Here is a 17,454-nt window from a genome sequence, read left to right as displayed (position 1 = left end):
TATTTTCAGGGTTTGCGCGAAACGTATTGACTTCCCGGGCAGAATTTTAGTATCATAAGTAACGGTACATTTGTTTTGGTACTCTGCAGTGAAAATCCTTGTACCGCTGGGTCTGAGGATTTTCACTACAGTGTACCATATGCATTCCGAAAAGGTTTTCGGACAGAGAAAGGACAACATATGTCAGAAATGGTAAAAGTCGTTGTAGACGCAATGGGCGGTGACAATGCCCCGGTAGAGCCGGTGAAGGCAGCCGTAGAAGCCGTAAAAGAGAAACATAACATTCAGGTTATCCTCACAGGACAGGAAGATGTGATAAAGGCAGAACTTCAGAAATACCAGGATTACCCGAAAGACAGAATCCGTGTGGTACACGCTTCTCAGGTGATCGAGACCGCAGAGCCTCCGGTAATGGCGATCCAGAAAAAGAAAGATTCCTCCATTGTAGTAGGCTTAAATCTTGTAAAAAAACAGGAGGCAGATGCCTTCGTATCATCCGGAAGCACCGGAGCAGTTCTGGTAGGCGGACAGGTGATTGTAGGCAGGATCAAAGGCATCCAGAGACCGCCTCTTGCCCCGCTGATCCCGACAGCCAAAGGAGTTTCCCTTCTAATCGACTGCGGCGCCAACGTAGATGCCAGACCGAACCATCTGGTACAGTTTGCACAGATGGGTTCCATTTATATGGAGAACGTAGTGGGAGTTAGGAAACCAAGAGTAGCCATCGTAAATAACGGTGCAGAGGAAGAAAAAGGCAATGCCTTGGTTAAGGCCACTTTCCCTCTCTTAAAAGCATGCAAAGATATTAATTTCATCGGAAGCATTGAGGCAAGAGATATCCCGGCAGGATACGCAGATGTGGTTGTCTGTGAAGCATTTGTGGGAAATGTGATCCTCAAGCTTTATGAAGGCGTGGGAGCTACTATGGTATCCATGATCAAAAAAGGCATGATGACAAGTCTTAGAAGCAAAGTAGGAGCCCTGATGGTGAAACCGGCCCTCAAGGAAACCTTGAAAGCCTTTGACGCCAGCGAATACGGCGGAGCCCCGCTTCTTGGACTGAAAGGCCTGGTAGTAAAGAGCCATGGAAGCGCAAAGAGTGTGGAAATCCGTCATGCCATCTTCCAGTGCGAGCAGTTTAAGGAAGAAAAGATCAACGAAAAGATCGAAGAATTCATTGCGGCCGAACAGAAAGCACAGGCAGAAGCAAAAGCCGAAGAAAAATAAAACAGAACAGAAATTATTACAGACAGAACAGGAGGCGAACAGTCGTGGAACTGGAAATACTGAAAACAATCATAGAAAAAACTCTGGGAAGAACCGTAGATCCCCTTACGGAAAAAACGACCTTTGTGGATGACTTGGGCATGGATTCCCTCGATTTTTTCCAGATGCTTATTGATCTGGAAGAAACCTACGATATCCACATAGATGCAGAGGATGCAGAAGAGATTGTAACCATTTCCGATGCAGTGGAGACTCTTCGCCGCGCAACGAAGGGAAAAAGAAATGGAAAATAATTTAAAAAAACTGGAACAGACCATCGGATATCAGTTTACTGCAAAATCTTTGCTGGAACAGGCAATGACACACAGCTCCTATGCCAATGAGAAACATCTTGGAAAACTTGGCTGTAATGAGCGTCTGGAATTCCTGGGTGACGCAGTGCTGGAACTGATCAGCAGTGACTTTCTGTACAAAAAATTCCGCAACAACCAGGAGGGAGAACTTACCAAAAAGCGTGCCAGCATGGTATGCGAAAAGAGCCTTGCCTACTGTGCAAGAGAATTCGGCCTTCCGGAGTTCATTCTTCTTGGAAGAGGTGAGGAGATGATGGGTGGCCGGAAACGTGACTCCATCGTATCCGACGCACTGGAATCCCTTATTGGAGCCATGTATCTGGACGGCGGTTTTGAACCGGCCCAGACATTTGTTCTGAAATTTATCCTCAATGATCTGGAAGACAAGAGAATTTTTTATGACAGCAAGACCGTACTGCAGGAGATGGTACAGGAAGGCGGAAACCATCCGGTGGAATACCGTCTTCTGAAAGAAGAAGGACCGGATCACAGCAAGAGCTTTACCGTAGAAGCCCTGATCAACGGAGAAAGTATGGGAACCGGAACCGGACATACCAAGAAAGCGGCAGAGCAGGCCGCAGCCCTTGAGGCGATCCGCAGGATCAAATAAACAGCAGGTGTCCAATGTATCTGAAAAATATAGAGGTGCAGGGATTCAAATCCTTTGCACAGAAAATCAATTTTGAATTTCATAACGGAATCACCGGCATTGTAGGCCCAAACGGCAGTGGAAAAAGCAACGTCGGCGATGCAGTCCGCTGGGTTCTGGGAGAGCAGAGTGCCAAGCAGCTGCGAGGCGGAAATATGCAGGACGTTATTTTTTCCGGAACAGAACTCAGAAAGCCCTTAAGCTTTGCATCGGTGGCCATCACTCTGGATAACAGTGACCACAAACTTCCGGTGGATTTTGAGGAAGTAACCGTAACCAGAAGGCTGTACCGCTCCGGAGAAAGCGAATACCGCATCAACGGAAGTTCCTGCCGTCTGAAAGACATCAATGAGATGTTTTATGATACCGGTATCGGAAAAGAAGGCTACTCCATCATCGGCCAGGGCCAGATCGACAAGATCTTAAGCGGCAAGCCGGAAGACCGCCGTGAGCTTTTTGACGAGGCAGCAGGAATCGTCAAGTTCAAAAGACGAAAAAACACCACTCTGAAAAAACTGGAAGAAGAGCAGCAGAACCTGGTCCGTGTCACCGATATTTTAAGCGAGCTGACCAAACAGCTGGAACCTCTGGAACGTCAGTCTGAAACTGCAAAGATCTATCTGGCAAAAAGAGAAAGCTTGAAAGAGCTGGATGTGAACATGTTCCTTCTGGAATATGAACACACCGGCAATCTGATCAAAGAGCTGGAAGAAAAGACCAGAATCGCGGAAAACCAGTTACAGGAGGCAAAAGACGCCCACAGCCGCACAAAAGAGGAGTATGAGCGCCTGGAAAAATCTCTGGAAGAGCTAAATCAGCGTATGGACACTCTCCGGGAAGAAAGCCGGGACCGTGCCATCCGTAAGCAGCAGCTTTCTGGTGAGATCAATGTCCTTCATGAACAGATCCTTGCAGGCGAGCAGAACGACAGCCATTACCGCAGCCGTCTTCTGGCTATCCAGGAAGATACAGAGAAAAAATCCGCAGACAAAGAGGAACTGGAAGAGCAGAGAGCAGACCTGCAGGCAAAGCTTCGCGAGATCAGCAAAGAGCTCTCCGACGAGCAGGAAAAGCTGGATAACATCCAGAGCAACATTGAAGAATGTACCCAGGCAGTAGAAGATGGAAAAAACGAAATTATCGAAATCCTCAACTCCCGTGCAAACACCAAAGGTAAGGCCCAGCGTTTTGATGCCATGATGGAACAGCTGGATATCCGGAAAGCCGGAATCAGCCAGAGAATGCTTTCCCTGAAAACACAGGAAGAAGAACAGCAGTCAGCCATCAGCCGGGCAAAAAAAGAGTACGATACCATCACCGAAGCCATTCAGACCATCCAGGAAGAAGGAAGCCAGCTCACAAAAGAGATCAAAGCCATCCAGGAAACCCTGAAACAGCAAAATACAGAGCTGGAAGAAAGCCAGAGAGCTTACCACAGAGAGGCTTCCCGTCTGGAATCTTTAAAGAACATCACGGAACGTTATGACGGTTACGGAAACAGCATCCGCCGTGTCATGGAGCAGAAAGACCATGTACCGGGCATCCGCGGTGTTGTGGCAGATATCATCCATGTGGAAAAAAACTACGAGATCGCCATTGAGACGGCACTTGGCGGAAGCATCCAGAACATTGTCACAGACAATGAGCAGACAGCCAAGGAAATGATCGAATTCCTGAAGAAAAACCGGTACGGACGTGCTACCTTCCTTCCCTTAAACAGTATTTCCCAGAGAGGCGAATTCGCCCAGAGGGGAGCCTTAAATGAGCCAGGAGCCATCGGCCTTGCCTGCGGACTGGTAACTGCCGACAAAGAATACGCAGGACTGATCGGATATCTTCTTGGAAGGGTGCTGGTTGTGGATAACATTGACCACGCCATTGCCATTGCCAGAAAATATCGCCACAGTATCCGAATGGTAACTCTGGAGGGCGAGTCTTTAAGCCCGGGCGGTTCCATGACTGGTGGAGCTTTTAAGAACAACAGCAATCTTCTCGGCCGCCGCCGTGAGATTGAAGAACTGGAAAAGAAAGTGAAAGAACTTGCGGTCAGGTACAACGAAATCCGTCAGTCCATGGAGGATAACCGCAGGAAACGAAATGAAATGCGGGATACCGTAAATTCTCTGCAGCAGAAATTTCAGGAGCAGTCCATCGGGCAGAATACAGCCAGAATGAACATCGAGCAGCTGGAGAAAAAAGCAGAAGAAATCCGGGGCGGTTATGTGAGAATCCAGCGGGAAGAGGAAGAAATCCGCCGCCAGACAAGAGAAATGCAGGCAGATAACGCCCAGATCACCCAGGAACTGGAAACTTCCAAAAAGGATGAGAAAGAGCTGGAAACCTTCATCGAAACCCGACAGAAGGAACTGGAAGACTGGAAAAAGGATGAGGCACAAACCCTGGAAACTCTGGAAAAGATCCGTCTGGACGCATCCGCATCCCAGCAGAAGGAAAGCTTCATAAAGGAGAACCTGAAACGTCTGAAAGAAGAGATCGATGTTCTTTTAAAAGAAAAAGAAGAAATTCTGGATTCCCTGGAAAAAGGCAGCCAGGAAACTGCAGAAAAAAGAAAAACGATCAAAAATGTCCAGGCTGAGATCGAAAGTTTTGCCGCAAAAGAAGAAGCTTCCCAGAAACAGCTTGAAAAACTGCAGCAGGAAAAAGAAGAAAGCACAAAGAGCCATAAAGAGTTCTTTGAAAAACGGGATGAATTATCCAATCAGATCAGCCTTCTGGACAAAGAATGTTTCCGTCTGAAAACTCAGGCAGAAAAGATCGAAGAAAACCGGGAAGCCCGTATTTCCTACATGTGGGAGGAATACGAGATCACCCCGAATAATGCGCTGCAGTACCGAAAAGAAGAATTCAGTGACCGCCATGTGATGAAACAGCAGATCCACAAGCTAAAAGAAGAGATCCGCTCCCTTGGTTCTGTCAATGTCAATGCCATTGAAGATTACAAAGAACTTCTGGAACGTCATACCTTCCTAAGTGGCCAGTACAACGATCTTCTGGAAGCGGAAAAAACGCTGGAACAGATCATTCAGGAGCTGGATGAGGGAATGCGGAAACAGTTCACCGAAAAATTCGGAGAGATCCAAAAAGAATTCGACAAAGCCTTTAAAGAGTTGTTCGGCGGAGGCCGGGGAACTCTGGAACTTGCGGAAGACGAGGACATTCTGGAGGCAGGAATCAAAATTATTTCCCAGCCGCCCGGAAAAAAACTCCAGAACATGATGCAGCTTTCCGGTGGAGAGAAGGCACTGACAGCCATTGCCCTTCTTTTTGCCATCCAGAACCTGAAACCATCACCGTTCTGTCTTCTGGATGAGATCGAGGCAGCTCTGGATGACTCCAACGTAGGCCGTTTTGCAGGATATTTACAGAAGTTGACGAAGAACACACAATTTATTATAATAACACATAGACGTGGTACCATGAATGCGGCAGACCGCCTTTATGGAATTACCATGCAGGAAAAAGGGGTATCAACGCTGGTATCAGTAGATCTGGTAGAGAACCAGCTTACCCGGTAGCAGAGGGGATGAAGCAGTATGGCAGAAGAAAAAAAAGGATTTTTTAAACGTCTGGTAAGCGGACTTACCAAAACGCGAGACAATATCGTTGCCGGATTTGATTCCATTTTCAGCGGTTTTTCCAGTATTGATGATGATTTTTATGAAGAGCTGGAAGAAATTCTGATCATGGGAGACATCGGCATCAACGCAACCACCTCCATTCTGGAACATCTGAAGGAACAGGTGGCCGAGCAGCATATCAAGGAGCCGGCTCAGTGCAAGCAGCTTCTGATCGACAGCATCAAGAAGCAGATGCAGGTGGAAAGCACAGAATATGAATTCGAGAACCGGAAATCCGTAATCCTGGTGATCGGTGTCAACGGAGTTGGTAAAACTACCTCCGTAGGTAAACTTGCCGGTAAACTGAAGGATCAGGGAAAGAAAGTAATCCTTGGTGCGGCAGATACGTTCCGTGCGGCAGCAGGAGAACAGCTGACACAGTGGGCCAACCGTGCAGGTGTTGAGATCATCGGCGGACAGGACGGTGCAGACCCGGCATCGGTTGTCTATGATGCGGTGGCAGCAGCCAAGGCCAGAAACGCAGATGTGCTGATCTGCGATACAGCAGGAAGACTTCACAACAAGAAGAATCTTATGGAAGAGCTTCGCAAAATTTACCGTATTCTGGAACGTGAGTACCCGGAAGCTTATCTGGAAACTCTGGTTGTCCTTGACGGAACCACCGGCCAGAACGCACTTTCTCAGGCAAGACAGTTTGCCGAGGTAGCCAACGTTACCGGAATCATTCTTACCAAACTTGATGGTACAGCCAAAGGTGGAATCGCCGTAGCGATCCAGTCCGAGCTTGACATACCAGTAAAATACATCGGAGTAGGCGAGAGCATCGATGACCTGCAGAAATTCGACGCAGACGCATTTGTAAACGCCCTCTTTGACGTAGAAGAAAGGAGCTAATACAGATGCTTACATTAGAGAGCTTTGAAGAAGCGGCAGCCAAAGTAAAAGAAGTGACACAGGAAACAAAGCTGATATACAGCAGTTATTTCTCTGACATGACAGGAAACAAGGTTTATCTGAAACCGGAGAACATGCAGCGTACCGGTGCCTACAAAGTACGTGGCGCATACTATAAGATCAGCACACTTTCCGATGAAGAGAGAAACAAGGGTCTGATCACCGCATCCGCAGGAAACCACGCACAGGGTGTTGCCTATGCCGCACATAAATACGGAGTAAAAGCAGTCATCGTCATGCCGACCACCACACCACTGATCAAGGTAGAGCGCACCAAGAGCTATGGCGCAGAAGTTATCCTTCACGGTGACGTATACGATGAGGCCTGTGCACACGCACTTGCGCTCGCAGAAGAAAAAGGTTACACCTTCATTCATCCGTTTGATGACCCGGCAGTAGCAACCGGACAGGGAACCATCGCTATGGAAATTGTACAGGAACTTCCGCTGGTAGACTACATCCTCGTTCCGATCGGCGGCGGCGGACTTGCAACTGGTGTCTCCACCCTTGCAAAACTCCTCAACCCACATATCAAGGTCATCGGCGTGGAGCCTGCAGGAGCAGCCTGCATGAAGGCATCCCTGGAAAAAGGTGAGGTTGTAACCCTTCCTCACGTGAACACCATCGCCGACGGTACCGCAGTACAGACCCCTGGAAAAAATATCTTCCCGTACATCCAGGAGAACCTGGACGATATCATCACCATCGATGATGACGAACTGATCGTAGCCTTCCTGGATATGGTAGAGAACCACAAGATGATCGTAGAGAACTCCGGCCTCCTTACCGTAGCAGCTCTCCGTCACCTGGATGTGAAGAAAAAGAAAATCGTTTCCATCTTAAGCGGCGGAAACATGGACGTGATCACCATGTCCTCCGTTGTACAGCACGGCCTCATCCAGAGAGACCGAATCTTCACCGTCTCCGTCCTCATCCCGGACAAGCCAGGCGAACTCGTAAGAGTAGCCAGCGTCATCGCCGAGAACCAGGGCAACGTCATCAAGCTGGATCACAACCAGTTCGTAAGCACCAACCGAAACGCAGCCGTAGAACTTCGAATCACCATGGAAGCATTCGGAACAGATCATAAGAATCAGATTGTTGCGGCACTGGAGAAGGCTGGATGCAAGCCTAGGGTTGTGCGGGCGATATTGTAAAGAAAGATAGAGCTAAATAAAAGCAAATGTGGAAAACGTCTCAGAGTTATGATGAATCTGGGGCGTTTTTTATGTTGAAAAATTTCTGGAAAATTCCGAAAGTGGAAACCTTTGGTATGGGTAGAGTCGAAATTTGTCGATGAAAATAGAATGAAATTTGTAATGAAATGTAGTAAACTGAGTAGTAATTGGAGGAATGAGAAATGAGCTAAGACAACTATATAATATGAGGATTTCTATAAGTTTTATGGAGAATGAGGTGGCAAGATGAAAGAAATGGAATATTATATTGCAGAATTAAAAGAATGCGTTAACCAAAATAACAGAAATAAAGTAGTTGTGGATGGAGCTATAGAAGATTTATTTCGAGATTTATTGATTTCCATTTCAGATTCGTATTTAATGGCATATGAAGAAAATAATTTGGAAAAAATGAAACAATTGTTAGAAGAACAACGTAAATTAAGAATAGAAATGACAAAGGAATTGAATAAATCTGCTGATCAGATTCTGCTTCTTTCAGCGAAAATAGTAGATCAATATAATATTTTTAATAAAATTTACCAAAATCTTGCTATTAATAAAAAGGTAAAGGTAAATACAAAATTTATAGAAGCTCAACATAAAGATGCTAGAGATATCATGGAATTTTTATATAAACATTTGCATGCAAGATATAAAGATCTAACAGAACTGGGTATTTCAAAAAGTTCAGTTGCAGATACGTTAAAGGCTCTTGAGAATGCTGGATTGGTTAATGGAATTCAATGTGAAAATTGCGTTTTTTATGAATTGTCCAGTGAAGGACAAGAATACATTAGAACTAAGATAGAAAATATTGACTAGGAAATAATGTAGATTCAGAAATAGTTGTTAATAAAAAGATAACTTTTAAATTACGAAAAGTTTAATGGAGATAAAAAAAGAGTAATGGAGAAAATTAAAATAAACAAAGCCGAAATCGAACTTCTAGAATACATCCCGGATTTCTACTCCATAGCAGAAATCACCAACCCACTGCTATCCGAAATGAGACCAGGAATCAAGACATGGGTATCCGAAGACGTATTTGAAAAAATGCAGGTCTCCGTCTGGATCGTAAATGACATCAGAGTAAATGCATTTGCAAAGAAATACGAAGGAAAAAACTACATAGTACTGACAATAGGACTCTGTGTCGCTTTCTGGAAAGAAGTCGAAGAATTCATCGGTAATAAAAATTTCAGAAAAGTATTTCACCTGTCAGAAGAAAAAGAAGACAGTTATAAAAAAGAGCTGTATCAGTCCATGCTGAATTTTATCATTGCCCATGAATTCGGACATATTGTCCATGGACATGTTCTGGCAAATTCAGAAGACAATTTCATAGAAGAATTATATGCAGACGAGACAACAAATAAAGATAACTGGCTCACACAGCTGAGAGAATTTGACGCAGATTATTATGCCGCAATGCTGAATACGGCCATTACACTTGGATATTGGAAAGAAGACAGAAAGGTATTAAGTGCAACCTTTGATCTTTTGTTTTTATCTTTTTATTTATGCTTCGATGTCTTTGCAAAAAACTCCAACAGAGATTTCTCGAATTATCAGGAAAAAGATATAGAATCATATGATCATCCATACCCCGGCATCCGGATGTATTACTGCAGTCTTGCGATCTGTGATTTACTTATAAGAATTAAAGGAGATAATGAGCTTATCCGGGAACTTATCAGCAGCGGATTCGATGCGATGATTTCCTACGAAAAACGGGCTCTTGGAAAAGGAAAATACCGGGACAGCTACTTTTCCATTGCAGGAACCCAAAAAGGCGCTATGCATATTCGGGCACTGGTAAATGGCTGGAATGAACTGGTAGATGAATATAACCGATATTCGTATGTTACAATTTATAAAAATGACAATGTCGAATCCCTGTCATATTTTCTTGGAGAAGACGGAGAGTTTCTTCGTCAGGGAGTATAACTTTACGTGAAAAAGGTTTCATGATATCATATTTATAGTAAATAATGATATCGTGAAACCATTTTTTGTTTTGGGAGGTGCTTCAATGCCAGAAAAAAAGAAACTTCCAGTAGGAATAGATAATTTCGAAAAAATAATCAAAAACAACTTCTATTATGTCGATAAAACAGAAATGATTCACAGTCTAATCCAAAACTGGAGCGAAGTAAACCTTATCACCCGCCCACGGCGTTTTGGAAAAACTCTGAACATGAATATGCTTCAGACCTTTTTTGAAATCGGGACAGATCCCAAAATATTTGAAGGCCTGAAGATCTCCGAAGACAGAGAATTCTGCGAAAAATATATGGGACATTTTCCCGTAATTTCCATCAGTTTAAAGAACGTTGAAGGAATGAACTTTGAGAGCGCCTGTGCGGCAATGAAATATGCGATCGGTGCAGAAGCCTTAAGATTTTCTTTTCTGGAAAAAAGCCCTGAGTTATCAGAAACAGATAAAAAAATGTATAAAGCCCTGACAATGGTTTCTGACACCGGTGATTTTCAAATGTCATACTCAGCAATGGAAAAATCACTGTTAACCTTATCTTCCTTACTTTGCAGACATTATGGAAAAAAAGTCATTCTTCTGATTGATGAATACGATGTACCCCTGGATAAAGCTTTTCAGAATGGCTACTATGAGGAAATGGTATCTCTGATCCGAAACATGTTTGGTAATGTATTAAAAACAAATTCGAATCTTTACTTTGCCGTATTAACTGGCTGTCTGAGAATTGCCAAGGAAAGTATATTTACAGGCCTGAACAATTTTGAAGTATTATCGGTACTGGATGTGCAGTACGACGAATACTTTGGCTTTACCGATACAGAAGTACAGGATATGTTAAACTATTACGATTTATCCGGACACTATACAGAAGTCAAAGAATGGTACGACGGTTATCAGTTTGGAAACACAGAAGTATACTGCCCGTGGGACGTAATCTGTTACTGCAAAAAATTATATGCAGATCCCAACGCCAAACCGGAAGATTACTGGTCCAATACCAGTGGAAACGCAATTGTACGAAGATTTATCAACAGAGCAGACAGTCAGACAAAAAACGACATCGAAAGACTGATCGCAGGAGAGACTGTAACAAAGGAAATCCACCAGGAACTGACATATAATGAGCTGGACAGCAGCATCGAGAATCTGTGGAGTGTGCTTTTTACCACCGGCTATCTGACTCAGAAAGGAAAAACAGCAGAAAATCAGTTCCGTCTGAAGATCCCAAATCTGGAAGTGAAAAATCTTTTCATAAAGCAGATCAGAGAGTGGTTCCGGCAGACCTCAAGGCAGGATGGCGACACCCTGAATCAGTTTTGTAATGCTTTTTCAGAACAGAATCCGGAAAAAATAGAAGAGCTTTTTGGAAACTATCTGTGGAATACAATAAGCATCCGTGATACAGCCACTGCGAAGAAAGAAAACTTTTATCACGGAATGCTTTTAGGACTTCTCGGATACAAAGATAACTGGATCATCCGGTCAAACGCAGAATCCGGCACCGGCTACAGTGACATTCTGATAGAAATACCAGAAAGCCGGACCGGCATTGTCATTGAGGTAAAGTATGCCGAAAATGGAAAAATGAAGGATGCCTGCACAGAAGCGTTGCGGCAGATCGAGGAGCGGAAATATGCTGCAAAATTGGAGGACGATGGCATGCGGTCGATTATTAAGTATGGGATTGCTTGTTATAAGAAGGATTGTAGGGTGGTGATAGGTACTTCATAATGCAGAAGATAAAAATTAAAATATGAACTATATTAGGGCCGAAAAAACTGTTGGATGAAAAAGGTAGCCTCAGAGACCAAACCATTCTGAGACTACCTTTTATATTGCTAAAAACTTGACGTAAAACAAGTAAAATCATATAATAAAACAAAAAGGAGGTCATGCATGAGTACCCGTATCATTCACGAAAAACAAGACCTGAAATATCTTCAATGGTCACAGATCCGATCCTCATCCGGAACAGCAGGTTCTTTTCTGAAAGCAACAGACGACTTACAAAAACCAAAGAAATACTATAAATTATCTAATTATGATGGTATAAATGGAATAATAGGACACGAATGTGTAAATGAACTAATTACAGACAGACTTCTGAATATTCTGGGAATAGAGCACCTTCATTACGATTTGATTCATGCAGAAATAACCGTAAATGATAAAAATATAGATACGTACTTATGCATGTCCGAAGATTTCAAGAAAATAGGAGAAAACAAAGCAGCACTGGATACATTCTATGAAGCAGAACATCTGGCTCATGAAACACCAATGGAATTCTGTATACGCAATGGATGGGAAAAATATGTATATGAAATGCTGGTAGTTGATTTCCTTATTCTAAATCGTGACAGACACGGGGCAAATATCGAGGTATTACGCAATTCCGAAGAAAAAACGCTGCGTCTGGCACCAATTTTTGACCATGGCTTATCGTTGCTGTTCAGTTGTCATACAGAAGAAGCAGTCGAAAAATTTGATATTATGCAGGACAGGCCGGTACAATGTTTTGTTGGCTCCTATTATGCACAGCAAAACCTGCAGTTGATTCCCCGGGAGAAAATGCCTCAGCTGCATCCCTTACAGGAAAAACATAAAGCAATATTATTGGAAGGACTGGATGGCATTATTCCCCGGTATTTACAGGAAAAAATCTGGAACATGATCTGGAAAAGGTGGTTATACTATGAAGATTTTTGTAATCAGAAATGAAGAAGACAAAACAAGAAAAAATCTCGCCTATCTCATCTATTATGAAAAAGACAAGCGATTTTATATAGAACTCCCGGACGATGCAGACATCTGGGAAACACCCCTGATTCTTTCCTCCCGCCTGAAACGCGGCGAAAAGACCATAAATGCATACTGGAGTAAAATCTGGGTACAGCAGAGGATTATCCCTCAGGACCGGCAAAATCTCGGAAGAATCCTGAAAGACAATGGCCTAGACAGCTATGACGAGTTCAAACTCCTTGCCATGACCGACGGCCGCTGTGCACAGGACTATTACTACCTGACACCCATCTCAGAAAAAAATCTTCCAGCTTATATCATAAAAAGAAATACCATAAAAGTAAAAGATGTATTCCCACTGAAAAATTACACACTGTTGATATCCTTTTACGATGACTCCGTCCGGAAATGTAAGTTAGAAGATCTGGTTGGCTCAGACAGACACTTTACACCAGTATTAAATAATGAAAAAATTTTCCGTTCAGTCAAAGTGGAAACAGGAGGCTACGGAATCTGTTGGGGAGAAAGCGAAAGTCTGTGCATTCCAAGAGAAACACTTCATAGAGCAGGGAAAAAGATTCCACTTACCAGCAGTGAACTTCAGAGCATGATAAGCGACCATATCATAGATTCCGCCCAGGCGGCAGAAGAACTGGGATGCTCCAAGCAGAACATCGATGACCTTGTAAGAAGAGGGAAGCTTACTGCTGTGAAGGAAGGTCAGCGGTATCGGTTGTTTATGAAAAGTGATATTGAACAAAGGAGATGGAAGTAAAATATATGAACAGACCCGTCGACTGGAAAGCATTCGAATACAAATTTTCCACAGATCCCCGCCCCGCATTCGAAGGCCTCGCCTACATCCTATTCTGCTATGAATTCAAACAGACCTACGGAATCTTCCGATACTACAACCAACCCTACATCGAAACACAGCCTGCCAACACAGCCGATGGCCATAAAGTCGGATTCCAGGCCAAATACTATGACGCAGGAACGCAGATGTCATCCAAAGAACAGGACCTGAAAGACGCAATCAAAGGGGCCAAGAACAAATATGCCGGAATTGACCGGATAATTTTCTATATCAATAAAGAATTCTCCGCCAGCAGTGCAAAAGACAAAGACAAACCAGAACATCAGCTCAGAATTGAAAAATACGGAAAAAATCTGGGAATCGAAATCCAGTGGAGAGGACAGAGCCACATAGAAAGTTTCCTGTTGAAATAACGGCAATTGGTGATGTTGATGGAAAAGAAATTACCTGGACCAGAAACCTGAATTCCGCAAAAGGCAGAGGAGGACTTGCATCGGCAAAGCCGTTAACTCTGGTAGCGGAGTCCTATCAGGAGAGAATGAGAAGCGGAGACAGAGAACTAAAGCTTCCGATTATTTCCTATTACGGAACAGGGCGGCTCTGGGCTCAGCATAAGGAGAAAAAGGGTGATACTTTCGAAAAGAATAACAGAAGTAACGGATATATTGACAGTCTGGATGGCGCTGCCAATGACAAACTGATGATGAAATGGTTTCAGAAAATGACACTACAGGAATTTCAGAGAAAACAGGAAATTCCGGAATTTACAGCGGTAAGAACTGCATTGGAAAAGGTGTTTGCATCGATTACGGGATTTTCTGATGTGAAAGTATAGTATAATCCGGATACCGGGGATCTTGATGTTATTTATTATGACAAAGATAAGAAACATATCCGGATTCCTGTTTCTCTGCTCAGTGACGGATACAGATGTACCATAAGTCTGATTGCCGATATTGCGTACAGAATGGCTCTTCTGAATCCGCAGTTGTTAGATAATGTATTAACAGAGACAGAAGGAATTGTTTTGATTGATGAAGTGGACCTTCATTTACATCCCACCTGGCAGAAACGTATTTTAAAGGATTTAATGGAAATTTTTCCGAAAGTACAGTTTATTGTAAGCACACATGCGCCGGAGGTGATTAATTCGGTGAAGAGAGAGTCGGTTGTGGTGTTGAAGGATTGTGGAGTTTGGGAGGCTGCGGATGAGACGTATGGTAAAGATGCCAATACGATTCTCAGAGAAGCATGAAGAAGTCCCCGGTATTCGCACTACTAGGGACTTCACTTTTTGTCCATATGGACTTGCCGTCTGACCTGGAACAGCAGGAGGGACGTATTCTAAGACAGGGAAATCAGAATGATAAGGTAAAAATCTTCCGGTATGTAACGGAAAATACATTCGATTCGTACATGTGGCAGATTCTGGAAAACAAGCAGAAGTTTATTTCGCAGATCATGACCAGTAAATCCCCGGTTCGTGCCTGTGAGGATGTAGATGATACAGCCCTGTCATATGCAGAGATTAAAGCACTGGCAACAGGAAACGAGTACATCAAGGAAAAAATGGATCTGGATGTGCAGGTAAGTAAGCTGAAACTACTGAAAGCAAACCACACCAGTCAGATCTATCGTCTGGAATCGGATATTGCAAAGAGGTATCCGGTGCAGATTACCGCATTAAAAGAAAAGATTGCCGGTATGCGTGTGGATGCAGATGTAGTAAAAAGAATAGATTTACAGGATAATGACCACTTTGCAATGACAGTCGGTGGAAAGCTGTATACGGATAAAAAAGAAGCGGGAGTTGCACTTATTTCAGCAGCATCCGGTTTGAAGTCCGTAAAATCAGCCGGGCAGATTGGAGAATATCATGGTTTTGCACTTTCTTCAGAATATAATTTCCTGTCGAATACTTATACCATGACGATCAAGGGAAAATGTTCTTATAAGATTGAGTTCGGAAAGGATACTCTGGGCAATATCCAGAGGATTCATAATGCACTTTCTGCAATCGAGAAAAAGCTGGCAGATACCGAGCAGAATCTGGAAACGGTACAACAGCAGTTAAAGACCGCACAGGAAGAGGTGCAGAAGCCATTCCCGAAAGAAGCGGAACTGAGTGAAAAAATGGAACGTCTGGCAGAACTAAATGCCATGCTGAACATGGATGAGAAAGGGGGAGAAAATCTTCTGGCAGATGAGGGCATTGGGGAAAATCCGGAAGTAAACGTGACAGAGGAACGACAGGACAGAATTGCTGACAGTGTTCATAAAACATCTATTCTGGAAAGGCTGAAAGAACAGAAACAGCAGGAGCAGACAGGCGAAATACAGCAGAAACCAAAAAAGAAACACGAACAGGAGTTATAAAGGGTATCCCGTCAGAGTGACCATAGCTTTGGCGGGATTTTTCTATGGAGGATTTGATTATGGCAAACAGAGAAGAACAGTTAAAGCAGATTACAGAGCAGTTGGAACAGGGTGTTGCAGAAATATTCACATCAGAAAAATATACGGAATATCTGAATACAATGGCAAAGTTCCATAATTACAGTTTTAATAATACATTGTTGATCGCTATGCAGAAACCGGAAGCAACACTGGTAGCGGGGTATCAGGCATGGCAGAAGAAATTCAACCGACAGGTAAAAAGAGGGGAAAAAGGCATCCAGATTATTGCCCCGGCTCCATATAAAGAGAAACAGGAGATTGAAAAGACTGATCCGGAAACAGGAGAGATTGTGATTGGGAAAGATGGACAGCCGGAAACAGAAGTAATAGAGCGTGTTATTACAAAATTCCGGGTCACGACAGTATTTGATGTCAGCCAGACCACAGGAGAACCAATTCCAGAATTTGAGGTATCAGAACTGGAGGGGGATATTCTGATCTACCATGATTTTATGGAAGCATTAAAAAGGGTTGCCCCGGTTCCTATCCGCTTTCTTGAGATTGATGGGGAGGCGAAAGGCTTTTATCAGCTTGTCGATAAATATATTGCTATCCAGCCTGGCATGAGTGAAGCACAGACCATGAAAACAGCGGTGCATGAAACGGCACATGCAGTATTGCATGATCGTGACCAGATGGAAGCGGAGGGCATTGTAAAAGACCAGCTTACAAGGGAAGTGGAAGCTGAAAGTGTTGCCTATGTGGTATGCAACCATTTTGGACTGGATACATCAGAGTATTCCTTTTCCTATATTGCGAGCTGGTCTTCCGGTAAAAATATGAAAGAGCTTCGTGCTTCTATGGACACCATTCGTAAGACTTCTGCTGATATGATCGGACAGATTGAGGAAAAACTCAAGGAACTTCAGGTCGAAAGACCAGAGCAGGAAGTAACTGCTGTGGAGCAGATAGAAGAACTGAGTGCCATGCAGTATGCGGAGCAGACCATCAACCGGCTTGAACAGGAACGGACGATTTTCAGTAATGACCAGAGGAACCTTATCGTGAATTTTGCTTATAGACTGGATAATAGGGAAGCAACGGAAAAACTGGCAGAGAGCCTTGCTGAATCTATTCTGGATGGAAACAGAGAAGCGGTACTAAAACTGATTGGAGAAGCGGAGAAACAGATTGACAGTCTGCCGGATTCGATGATCGGTTTATCAGAATTGCATGAAGCCGGATTTTATTCAGAAAGTATGCTTCCGCTTACCAGGGAACGGGCAGTGGAATTGCACCATGAGGGAGTAACGGTTTATGGACTGACCGGAGCAGTTGGCGGTCAGGAACAGTTGCAAAGAATTATGAATCTGGAACTGGATATTTTACAGCATGACGGATTATTCGGAGTGACGAAATTTGAATGGGAAAATTACCGGAGAAGTCAGGAAACGGTTATGACACCGGAAGAAAAAGCAAAAATCAAAGAAACACTTCTTTTAGAAAGTGATGGAAACCGCTATGGAATTTACCAGA

16 protein-coding genes are annotated in these 17,454 nt (G+C 43.6%); all 16 read left to right on the top strand.

What is annotated here, in order from left to right:
* Positions 1–180 precede the first annotated feature (180 nt).
* Positions 181–1,227 (top strand): phosphate acyltransferase PlsX, encoded by a 1,047-nt coding sequence (plsX, locus tag G5B06_RS10050; protein ID WP_173762615.1) that lies wholly within the window; start codon positions 181–183, stop codon positions 1,225–1,227.
* Positions 1,228–1,271: 44 nt separating this feature from the next.
* Positions 1,272–1,520: an acyl carrier protein gene (locus G5B06_RS10045; RefSeq protein ID WP_148447149.1), complete on the top strand. Its 249-nt coding sequence runs from the start codon at positions 1,272–1,274 to the stop codon at positions 1,518–1,520.
* Positions 1,510–2,190, top strand: coding sequence for a ribonuclease III (gene rnc / locus G5B06_RS10040; RefSeq protein WP_021977667.1), 681 nt, complete (start codon positions 1,510–1,512; stop codon positions 2,188–2,190). Before G5B06_RS10045 ends, rnc begins: the two co-directional genes overlap by 11 nt.
* 14 nt (positions 2,191–2,204) lie before the next feature.
* Complete coding sequence (gene smc, locus G5B06_RS10035) at positions 2,205–5,765, top strand: chromosome segregation protein SMC (protein ID WP_173771953.1); 3,561 nt, start codon at positions 2,205–2,207, stop codon at positions 5,763–5,765.
* Between the two features lie 18 nt (positions 5,766–5,783).
* Positions 5,784–6,722: a signal recognition particle-docking protein FtsY gene (ftsY, locus tag G5B06_RS10030; protein ID WP_148447145.1), complete on the top strand. Its 939-nt coding sequence runs from the start codon at positions 5,784–5,786 to the stop codon at positions 6,720–6,722.
* A 5-nt stretch (positions 6,723–6,727) separates the two neighbouring features.
* On the top strand, positions 6,728–7,939 hold the full coding sequence (gene ilvA / locus G5B06_RS10025; protein WP_148447143.1) for a threonine ammonia-lyase: 1,212 nt from the start codon (positions 6,728–6,730) through the stop codon (positions 7,937–7,939).
* A gap of 267 nt (positions 7,940–8,206) precedes the next feature.
* Complete coding sequence (locus G5B06_RS10020) at positions 8,207–8,785, top strand: MarR family transcriptional regulator (protein WP_173771951.1); 579 nt, start codon at positions 8,207–8,209, stop codon at positions 8,783–8,785.
* Positions 8,786–8,869: 84 nt separating this feature from the next.
* Positions 8,870–9,910, top strand: a complete 1,041-nt coding sequence (locus tag G5B06_RS10015) for a M48 family metalloprotease (protein ID WP_173771949.1) — start codon at positions 8,870–8,872, stop codon at positions 9,908–9,910.
* Between the two features lie 85 nt (positions 9,911–9,995).
* Entirely contained in the window at positions 9,996–11,693 is a 1,698-nt protein-coding gene (locus tag G5B06_RS10010; RefSeq protein WP_173771947.1) for an AAA family ATPase, read from the top strand.
* A 165-nt stretch (positions 11,694–11,858) separates the two neighbouring features.
* Entirely contained in the window at positions 11,859–12,683 is an 825-nt protein-coding gene (locus G5B06_RS10005; protein ID WP_118071652.1) for a hypothetical protein, read from the top strand.
* Complete coding sequence (locus tag G5B06_RS10000) at positions 12,658–13,479, top strand: helix-turn-helix domain-containing protein (protein ID WP_173771945.1); 822 nt, start codon at positions 12,658–12,660, stop codon at positions 13,477–13,479. Before G5B06_RS10005 ends, G5B06_RS10000 begins: the two co-directional genes overlap by 26 nt.
* Before the next feature lie 5 nt (positions 13,480–13,484).
* On the top strand, positions 13,485–13,934 hold the full coding sequence (locus G5B06_RS09995) for a hypothetical protein (RefSeq protein ID WP_173771944.1): 450 nt from the start codon (positions 13,485–13,487) through the stop codon (positions 13,932–13,934).
* The gene (locus G5B06_RS09990) at positions 13,892–14,356 is read left to right on the top strand and encodes a hypothetical protein (protein ID WP_173771942.1); all 465 of its coding nucleotides are present in this window, start codon (positions 13,892–13,894) and stop codon (positions 14,354–14,356) included. The genes G5B06_RS09995 and G5B06_RS09990 overlap by 43 nt, the downstream gene beginning before the upstream one ends.
* Positions 14,357–14,386: 30 nt before the next feature.
* The gene (locus G5B06_RS09985) at positions 14,387–14,776 is read left to right on the top strand and encodes an AAA family ATPase (RefSeq protein WP_173772004.1); all 390 of its coding nucleotides are present in this window, start codon (positions 14,387–14,389) and stop codon (positions 14,774–14,776) included.
* Positions 14,773–15,897, top strand: a complete 1,125-nt coding sequence (locus tag G5B06_RS09980) for a helicase (protein ID WP_244094549.1) — start codon at positions 14,773–14,775, stop codon at positions 15,895–15,897. The genes G5B06_RS09985 and G5B06_RS09980 overlap by 4 nt, the downstream gene beginning before the upstream one ends.
* A 59-nt stretch (positions 15,898–15,956) precedes the next feature.
* Positions 15,957–17,454: ArdC-like ssDNA-binding domain-containing protein (locus G5B06_RS09975; RefSeq protein ID WP_173771940.1), on the top strand; the 1,498-nt coding region annotated here is incomplete at its 3' end.

The sequence above is a fragment of the Blautia luti genome (assembly GCF_013304735.1).
GTDB lineage: Bacteria > Bacillota > Clostridia > Lachnospirales > Lachnospiraceae > Blautia_A.
This window is presented reverse-complemented; position numbering and strand designations above follow the sequence as displayed.